Source organism: Selenomonas sp. ND2010 (assembly GCF_000702005.1).
GTDB lineage: Bacteria > Bacillota > Negativicutes > Selenomonadales > Selenomonadaceae > Selenomonas_A.
This window is the reverse complement of record NZ_JNKI01000027.1, coordinates 21111-29987: the sequence shown is the minus strand read 5'-3', so window position 1 is coordinate 29987 and position 8877 is coordinate 21111. Positions and strand designations below refer to the sequence as shown.

Here is an 8877-nt window from a genome sequence, read left to right as displayed (position 1 = left end):
TGTACTGAGGCCAGGCTTACTCCTGCTGCTTTGCTAATCCTACCTTGAGTAATTTCTCCGCGCAGATAAGCTCGTACATATTCTACTTTTTCTTCTATTGCTACTTTCTGTTTGTTTGGCATAGAAAAATCCCCCTATGATGACAGTTTTATTTTTTACTGTCTCTCATAGGGGGAGCATATCACACCAGCTTTCTAAGCCTCTTTTCGCTATCTTTTCTTAAAGGGAAGCGGCAAACTCTTTGCCAAGCTTCTGGCAGGCCGCTACGCCGTCATCATCCGGCGTATTTTCAATGGTCAAACCATCAGCAAAGAGTTTTGCCCCATCGTTCCGGACGCGGTCTTCCCAATCCCGCATCCAGGCTCCATCACCCCAGCCATAGGAACCAAACAATGCCACCGGCTTGTCTTTGAGATCCGATTCCACCTCGGTAAAAAATGGCTCATACGTCCCCTCTTCCAGCACCTCATCCCCCATAGCCGGACAGCCAAAGAACAGTCCATCATACTGTTCCAACGTTTTCTTATCGAACTGCTCCACCTCAAACAGGTCCACGGCATCGCCACCTGTTTTCGCCCCTTCAGCGATAGCCTCCGCCATCGCCTGGGTATTACCAGTTCCCGACCAATAGATAATTGCCATTTTTTTCATCATTATCCCTCTTTCTAACCTTTGCTTCTTATACAGCGCGAACAAGTTCTTCAAATCGGCGGCCCTTCTCCAGTTCCATGCAGAAATTCTGGGAACAGTCCGTATAGAGATCAAATAAAGCTCTAGTCCTTTCCTCATTCGCATAGACCTTCCAATAACCGCTAAAGGCGTAATTTTGGCCTTTGTTTTCGATAAACCCGGCCACATCATCTGGTGGATATCCCAGGAACAGTCCGACCTCATGGGGAAAAGTCTTCCGAACCTGCATCCGGATTTTCAAACGCTCGAGCAATTCTGCCAGCGTATCCTCACGCCGATACCCGAACTGCTCCAAAAGTTCCATGGCCTTTGGTTGATGAAGCGTTCGCCACATCGCCTCCTCGCGATAGAATAGCAGCAGTACGAATTCTTCCCCCTCCGATACCCGGAATACGGAAATTCCTTTGCAACGGAAACAGGGCTCATACGATTCCAAGAGCGCATCAAAGTCATCAAAACTGCTCTTGCGGAACGAAACCATATTCGCAGCCTTCACGCCCCAAAGCATAGGGGCAGCGTGCATTCCCATCACCTGTTCAAAATCTTCTTTGGCCAAATGCTACCACCTCTTTTTTGTTGATACACATTCTCAACTACTGTTTTATTATAGCGCGAATTATTCTCAATTGCAACAAAAAGAAAAATTGACATATGTCAAAAAGCCATGCTACAATATCATTAAGGCATATGTCAAAAATGGAGGCTAATGATGAGTAGACCACTAAAGAAACGTCGTATATGTGGGCTCCCCCCTTGCACACATTTTATCCCCCAGGAGGCAAAGGAAGCACCAAAAGTCACTATCTCGCTAGAAGAATACGAATGCATCCGTCTGCTGGATTACCTGGGTATGACTCAGGAAGAGTGCGCCAAACGAATGGGCGTAGCTCGCACTACGGTACAGTCTCTTTATCTGGCAGCCCGCAAACGCATAGCAGGCTGTCTGGTGGAAGGCCGCCCATTAGTCATTAGCGGCGGAAGCTTCGAACTCTGCCCCGCTTGTCAAAATGCCCCCCATCCCGTAAGATCCGCAATGCAGAAAGGAAGTAACCAACATATGAAACTTGCAGTTACCTATGACAACGGCCAAATTTTCCAGCATTTTGGCCACACGGAAACCTTTAAAGTTTATACCATCGAAAACAATGAGATCCAGGAATCTCACGTGATTTCCAGCAACGGTGCCGGCCATGGTGCTTTGGCTACCCTGCTGCAGGAGGAAAACATCAATACCCTGATTTGTGGCGGCATTGGCGGCGGTGCACAAAATGCGCTGGCACAGGCAGGCATTACCCTGTATGGCGGTGTTCAGGGTGACGCTGATGCAGCGGTACAGGATTTCTTAGCGGGAAAACTGGCTTACGACCCGGCCGTTCACTGCGATCATCACAGCCATGGCGAAGGCCATAGCTGTGGCAGTCATGGCTGCGGCAGCCACAGTTGCCACTAATACCGACGATAAGACCCAAAGGTGCCCGACGATTTTGTTTGGGCACCTTTTTTGCCAAGCGAATAGTTTTAGGAGGTTTTACTATGAAAGCGGATTGTGCCAATTGTCACTCCCATGCCTGCTACACCAAAGGAACAAACTGCACCGGCATCGACCGGAAAACGATTCTTGCCGCCTACGATGAGGAAGAGCGCCGCATTATGAAAGCTGCCGCCTATGTCGAGGGAACCTTTTACAGCAACATCACCCGTCTGCAGGAAACAGCGGAATTTGCTAAAGCCATGGGCTATAAGAAACTCGGCATGGCCTTTTGCATCGGCCTCAACGCCGAAGCCCGCTACATTGCCCGTTATTATGAGCAACAAGGCTTTGAATTTTACAGCGTCTGCTGTAAAAACTGCAGCTTCAACAAAAAAGAGCTCGACCTAAAACAGGTCAAGCCCGAACTTAATCATGAAGCCATGTGCAATCCAAAATTCCAAGCCAAAATCTTGGCCGAAAAGGGCACGGAGCTCTTCATCTCCTGTGGTCTCTGCGTGGGGCACGATACCATCTTTAACGCCAGCTGCCCCGGCCCAGTCACCACCTTAGTCGTAAAAGACCGTCTGCTGGCCCATAATCCTCTTGGTGCCATTTACTCCCGCTATTGGAAACGAAAACTGGGCATCATGGATGACGAGGAAATATAAAATTTCTCAGTCCTTACGTTCAAACCGGTATTTCTGTTCTGCCTGCGGATATTTCTCGTGGTCCACCTCACTCATAAACATGGAGAGCGGACGGCAGAATATGCCATACTCACCATAAAGGGCCTGATACACGCAGTAATGTTCTTCGGTTTCCGTATGAATTACGGGACAAGCTATGATTTTATAGTCGTTGTGTTTAAAATGCTGCCATATCTCGCCAGCTTGTGGAATAGCACGATCATATTGTTTATCCATCTTTTTCCTCCCTAATCTTCCTAAGCAAGCGTTCCAGTTTTTCCTGGTATTGCCAATTATCTTCCGCCGAGCGCTTCCGTGGCCCCTTCAGATGACTCTTACTCGAAGCGCGTCGTGCCTTCTTTACCAAATGACGCTCCATCAGGAGGCGCTCGATATTTTCATTGGTATACTGCCAACCATTTTGGTGAATAGCATAAGCTTTCTTCCCCAATGCCATAGCCGCTACTCCATAATCCTGCGTGACTACCAAATCACCGGCCTTGCAGCAATTGACCAATGCAAAATCCACGGCATCTGCCCCCGCACCAATTACTTTTACTTCGCTATAGTCCGAATGCAAAACGTGATTGGTATCGCATAACAACACCACCGGCACGGAGTATTTTGCCGCCACCTCTTCTGTTTCCCTTACCACCGGACAAGCATCTGCATCGACAAATATCTTCATTTTCCCCGCTCCAGTCCTCTCCTATCAACGCAACGGCATTCCCACACCATTCGCCATAGATAAATTCACTCATCCTTTGATTATAGCGCTATTATTCCTGTTTTGCCATAATCGTCATGACCATCCAGAATATCAATTATGTTCTCACCCCAATTTCGAATCCTGTAAGCCAAACTAAATTTGCATTAAAGCATAGCTCCAGTAGACCTTGCATCATCCCTGATAAAACAACAAAAATAAACATCATAACATATAACCGAAGCAAATCACTTCGAAACTGTCTTTCCGATAATCGCAAAGGATTTCCACGTTTATTATACTGAATACTCCTATAACCGCACTCCCCCAAAAAGGAACCAAATAAAATGGCGAACCATTTAAGCGGCTGAAGCCCTAACCAACCAAACTTTATAAACAATGATAAATGTTGCAAATACAATATAATATCCACAAATATAATACCAAAAACATACGAGCGCTTACGCGAGCTAAACAGCCATATTTCACCTCTATCTATCCTAGAATATATTCTTTTCATTGTTTCATGACATTTATCAATCAGCTTCATTAGCATTCCTCTTTCCATTTTATTCAGTCATTATTTCCCGATTAATTAGATTCATCATTCCGCCTCTCTTATAAATCCAACCTTCTCTATATCAGAGAATACCTTATATGTCTATGTATTAGATATCTATTATTCTTATTGCTATCGCCCTCCCAACTTGCACTATTATCTTTGTCACCCCTATTATCACACGCACCGTAATAGAAAATATATTATATTTATCTCCTATTATCCTATACCTAAATTCTAAAAAAACTCTATATTTGTCATTAACATTTTTTCTAGGATTTAATCTTATCCTAAAAAAAAGCCGCTATTGTATGAAAACATTCATGCAATAGCGGCTTTTTCGTTATGTAACTTTCCCGAATAAAAGGATTCGTTTAGAAAATCTGACCTGGCAATACCAGTTTTTCTTTATGTGGAAATGCCCGGTCAAAAGCCTCGGCCTCTCCCTCATCCACAAAGTATCCCTGTGGCGTAGCGTATTCGCCAGTGATGCCATCCAGGAATCCAGGTATCAGCTCTCGGCACAAAAAGAAGGATGCGTCCTCCCCCGCCGGTAACCCATGATAGCGGATACCGAATTTGCTGGCATAGTCAAACCCACTCTTGCCATAAAAGCCAATATTACCTTCAAAGCACAGAGCACCACAACCAATCTCGGCAGCTTTCTGGATACTGAAATCCAACAGCTTCTTGCCATAGCCCTGTCCTTTAAACTCTGGACAGATACAGATTGGCCCCATGGTCATGATGGGGATTTCGCGGCCATCGTCCGCCAGTATTTTTGCCCGCATGAAGATATTCTGACCGATCAAGCAGCCATCCTTCTCCATTACCCAGTCAAGCTCCGGCACAAAGTCGGGATCGTTCCGCAGGCAATGCAACACATAATGCTCGAGGCAGCCGGGACGATAGACATTCCAAAAGGATTCGCGAACCAAGTTTTCAACGGCGCGATGTTCTTCTTGTTTTTCCAAACGGATCCGATAGTCATTTTTACTCATTGTTTATTTCCTCCTGATGATTGTTGACTACAATGCAGGGAGGTTTGCGTGAAATTGTAGTTACGCCAACCTCCCGGTCAGCCTACAATCTCCAAGGTGTTGTTTTTCAAACAGCAATCTCCTTAATACGAATAATCAATACACAGTTGAATGAAACCATTCAACAACTTTTATTTTATTACGATAAACCTCGTTCGTCAATCCGTAATACTGCTCACTCGTTCCTGTCTTTCAGCAGCAAATTTCTCTGCCAACTGCTTACTTAACTTGCTCCAAGTATTGTACATAGTTTCCTGCTGCTGGATTTCTCCTACTGGCAGGCCTGTCCCTTTCTCTTCGTCCTCGTCGATAAACACATAGGGCTGTCGTGGTGCGATGCGCTCGTCTACCCGCCGGAGTTTATCGGTAAATTCCATGTCCTTGCCTTCCGGTTTGCGGCCAGCCAGCACATCGCCGGCTGTCTCTACCTTCTTTTTCTGCTCTTTCCCCAGCAGTGCATCCAAAAGCTGGCCTTCCTCCTCAGCCTGGCGGCGCTGCCTATCAAGATAATCAAGGCCTTGAACTTCTTCCTTTTGGCCAACCTTCTTTTGTTTCTGTTTTGCCTTAGCACCACCTGCCACCGGGCCGCCAAAGGTCTTGGCGATGGCATCCTGCACTTCTTCTTGGAAGGATTCGCTCTCGGTGTCAATGGGACTGCCGCCCTTTACCTGATTTATCATCTTACGAATCTGATTGACGATGCCATTCTCCCCTTGCGGGTCGAGTTCATTCAAGGCGCTGGCTAATGTATCATAGAACGAGTCATCCTTGCCGTAATCCTCCAAAAACCGGTTCAGCTGTGTGGCTAGTACGCCAAAGGCACCACCCTGCGTATTTTTCATCCGCATATCATAGCAAAACGTTTCTTCGTTGAAGGTCACTACGGGTGCCGACACCGCATCCCCATAAAGCGCCGCATAGGCTTCTTCATAAGTCGCATGGGGTTTTAGTATCTCGCCGATGGTGTCGGTGATATATCCCTGCATCCACTGACGGACTACGGACTTACCGTTTGCGATCTCCTGCTCCTGCGTCAGGGTTTCCTCGATGCCCGTCGCTTCGGTCCAGCGGTAATGCTTCGTAGCGATTTCCGTTACTGGCGTATAGAGGCTTGCCGATGTATCAAGAACCTCGGCAGACGTAGTCGCAGCCGTTGCTGGCGGCTTGTCCGCTATGGCAAAATCCTGCTCGATTGCCGGCAAACCTAACTCCTTATAAGTTGCCGGCGCCTGCGACAATTCGCCTTTCGGAATCTCCGAAACGATTTGCTCCAGCCGCTTTTTATCCGCCTCGGGGTCATAAGGACTGCCCTGTGAATAGTACCTTTCATTGCACTGCTGATAATAGGCAATGCCACGCTCCAGCGCTGCCAGCTCATCCTCCCGCGTCCAGCCCTTTCCATAGGGCGTATAGGGCGCGTAAGCACCATTGGCTGGCTCCAGCCAGACCTTCCCTCCCTGTACGCGTGTCGATATGCCTTCCAGCAAATTGGCGGCGATATCCACCTGGTAAGCCGGTGCCGTCAGTAAAGACGCCGTATCTGCCGCCTTGCTCTGATTTTCTGCCATACTGCCTGCTTTATGGGCGGCATTTAACTGATAGTCGATAAAGCCCGCACTAGCCGCCTCTTTGGTGCCAATCATCATGCGATCATCCTCCTTGGCGCACTTCCCCTCTCCCCAATATATCGAATATTTCGTAAAAAAATTAAGAAAAAACGAGACCACCCACAAAGGATGGTCTCGTCTTACCAATAGGAACCTATCAAATCATGTTCTTGGAATAGGAATCGTAGAGTGCTTTGAGCTCCTCGACTTTGTCGTACATCTCGACCTGCAGGCCCGATGCCGTTGCGTAATCGCCTTCGTTGAGGGCGTTGATGAGCAGCGTGAACAGCGATTTCTCGTCGATGCTGTCTTTTGCCAGATAGGTGCGGATGCCGTTGATTTTGTTCCAGTTGTAGGAATCCTGATCCGTAACGAAATCGGATTTGATTTCGCGGGCCTTGCGAACGATGTCGCGGTTCTCCGGAATGATGCGGGCGATGAGCTCGGTCTTCCAGCGAATCAGCGCACCATCGCGGAAGGCATTGATGATTTGGTCATTTAAAGCACCACCGCTCGTAATGACGGCTTTCTTCTCCGGATAGTTCTCGAAGTTCTGCATGTTCTCCCAAACCGTAGCCGGCGGAGCACCGAACAGGCGGTCACGCTCTTCTTCGGTGTAGTCTTCGAAGACATCCTTCTCGGAACGATACGCGCGGTCTTTTTCGAGGTAGAAGCCCTCTTCGCCAGCTTCCTTGGAAAGCTCAGCCAGAAGCTCTGCCGTCGTGTGTTTGACCGCAACCTTGATGCCGTCGAGGCAAGCCGAGTAGATGGCCGCAAGGACGAGATACGTATTCGTGTACGGGTTGCAGGCACGCAGCTCGAAACGCGTAGCATACGGATTGCCAAGGTCGCGGATAAGGCCGGCCAGGATCGTGCGGTTACGGGACGGCTGATCCGGTTTGTGGCCCAGCGACGTGACGATGCAGACCGGAGCCTCGAAGCCCGGTTTGAGGCGGTTCAGCGAGTCATTCGTAGCCGAAACGAACGGGTTGATGCTCTCATAGTTCTTGAGCAGGCCCATGATGGCACCATAGCCCACCGAGCTCATGAAGTCTTTGAGCTGATCGTCCGCCGTGAACAGGTTGTGGAGCTTGCCGTCTTTCGTGATGGCAGCCATGCCGATATGCGTATGCTCACCATTACCGGCAAGGCCAATCATCGGTTTTGCCTTGAAGCTGACCTCAAGCCCCATCGAGCGGAATACTTCCTTGACCACCGTGCGGACAAAGATTTCGTTATCGGCTGCCTGCAGGGCATCCGCAAAGCGCCAGTCAATCTCGAGCTGTTCGCAGACATGCGTCATATGACCGTTCTCGTCAATCTGCGCCTTGAGGCCACCGACCTCTTTATGCCCCATCTCTACGCTGAAGCCATATTTGTCAAGCTCCAGCAGGCAGTTCTCCATGGCCGTGCGGACAGCGCCATGCGTGCGCTCCCAATACTGCTCCTGCATGACCTGCGAAGCGGACATCTCCTCGATAGCAGCTTCCTCGAGCGGCGTCTTGACCCAGAACTCGAGCTCCGTGGCCGACGTGAAGGAGATATCGACGACATCGTTACCATCGATGCTCTCAAGACCGGACATCTTCGGATTCTCTTTGAAGAGCTTCAGAAGCTCTTTCTTGACGAATTCCATCGAGTCAGCGAGAACGGCGCGGGAGTCCACGCGTTTGCCCTCATGTACGAGGAAGGACGGAATGCGCAGCGTGCCGACCGGCTTACCCGTTTCATCATCGTAGTATTCCATGTTGTAGTCAACGAACCAGTTGACGGACGGATCGATCGGCATATCGACTTTGGCGTTGTTCAGCGTAGCGATACCCGTGAGTACAACGGAAGAACCATCGGTCTGTACAGCCGTGCCGGCATAGAAATCATCGATGTCTTTGAGGAAAATGCGGACCGGAATCTTTTCATCCGTATCGTTGCCGGCCATATCGACACCGACGAGCGAAACGAATTTGATTTCCGGATGCGATTTGACGAGTTCAAGCACTTCTTCTTTGCTGGAGTTTGCCGGGATTACATAGAGTAAATCTTCCATCGTATACCATCCTTTTCATAAATCAACACAAACGAAAAAGCCATACAGAATAATCCGCCAGACGATAACGTCCG

The 8877-nt window shown here is 48.7% G+C and carries 10 protein-coding genes; 2 read left to right on the top strand and 8 right to left on the bottom strand.

The annotated features are described in order from the left end of the window. Positions 1–219 precede the first annotated feature (219 nt). Positions 220–651, bottom strand: coding sequence for a flavodoxin (locus T504_RS0109985; RefSeq protein WP_033170936.1), 432 nt, complete (start codon positions 649–651; stop codon positions 220–222). Positions 652–679: 28 nt separating this feature from the next. Further along, on the bottom strand, positions 680–1219 hold the full coding sequence (locus tag T504_RS0109980; RefSeq protein ID WP_033170941.1) for a DUF3793 family protein: 540 nt from the start codon (positions 1217–1219) through the stop codon (positions 680–682). A gap of 180 nt (positions 1220–1399) precedes the next feature. Between T504_RS0109980 and T504_RS0109975 the strand changes: the two genes are divergently transcribed. Further along, complete coding sequence (locus T504_RS0109975) at positions 1400–2140, top strand: DUF134 domain-containing protein (protein WP_033170935.1); 741 nt, start codon at positions 1400–1402, stop codon at positions 2138–2140. 83 nt (positions 2141–2223) lie between these two features. Further along, positions 2224–2829, top strand: a complete 606-nt coding sequence (locus T504_RS0109970; RefSeq protein ID WP_033170934.1) for a DUF1847 domain-containing protein — start codon at positions 2224–2226, stop codon at positions 2827–2829. 6 nt (positions 2830–2835) lie between these two features. Here T504_RS0109970 and T504_RS0109965 read toward each other — a convergent pair whose 3' ends face one another. The 6 genes from T504_RS0109965 to T504_RS0109940 all read right to left on the bottom strand — a co-directional run bounded on the left by T504_RS0109965 (position 2836) and on the right by T504_RS0109940 (position 8803). Further along, positions 2836–3084, bottom strand: a complete 249-nt coding sequence (locus T504_RS0109965) for a DUF1653 domain-containing protein (RefSeq protein ID WP_033170933.1) — start codon at positions 3082–3084, stop codon at positions 2836–2838. Continuing rightward, entirely contained in the window at positions 3077–3535 is a 459-nt protein-coding gene (locus T504_RS0109960; RefSeq protein WP_033170932.1) for a YaiI/YqxD family protein, read from the bottom strand. Before T504_RS0109960 ends, T504_RS0109965 begins: the two co-directional genes overlap by 8 nt. A gap of 136 nt (positions 3536–3671) precedes the next feature. Then, the gene (locus T504_RS0109955; RefSeq protein ID WP_033170931.1) at positions 3672–4103 is read right to left on the bottom strand and encodes a hypothetical protein; all 432 of its coding nucleotides are present in this window, start codon (positions 4101–4103) and stop codon (positions 3672–3674) included. A 383-nt stretch (positions 4104–4486) separates the two neighbouring features. Further along, positions 4487–5113 (bottom strand): GNAT family N-acetyltransferase, encoded by a 627-nt coding sequence (locus tag T504_RS0109950; protein WP_033170930.1) that lies wholly within the window; start codon positions 5111–5113, stop codon positions 4487–4489. A 197-nt stretch (positions 5114–5310) separates the two neighbouring features. Next, positions 5311–6798: a hypothetical protein gene (locus T504_RS0109945; RefSeq protein ID WP_033170929.1), complete on the bottom strand. Its 1488-nt coding sequence runs from the start codon at positions 6796–6798 to the stop codon at positions 5311–5313. Positions 6799–6916: 118 nt separating this feature from the next. Beyond that, a complete protein-coding gene (locus tag T504_RS0109940; protein ID WP_033170928.1) occupies positions 6917–8803 on the bottom strand; it encodes a type I glutamate--ammonia ligase in 1887 nt (628 codons plus the stop codon). Positions 8804–8877: the final 74 nt, after the last annotated feature.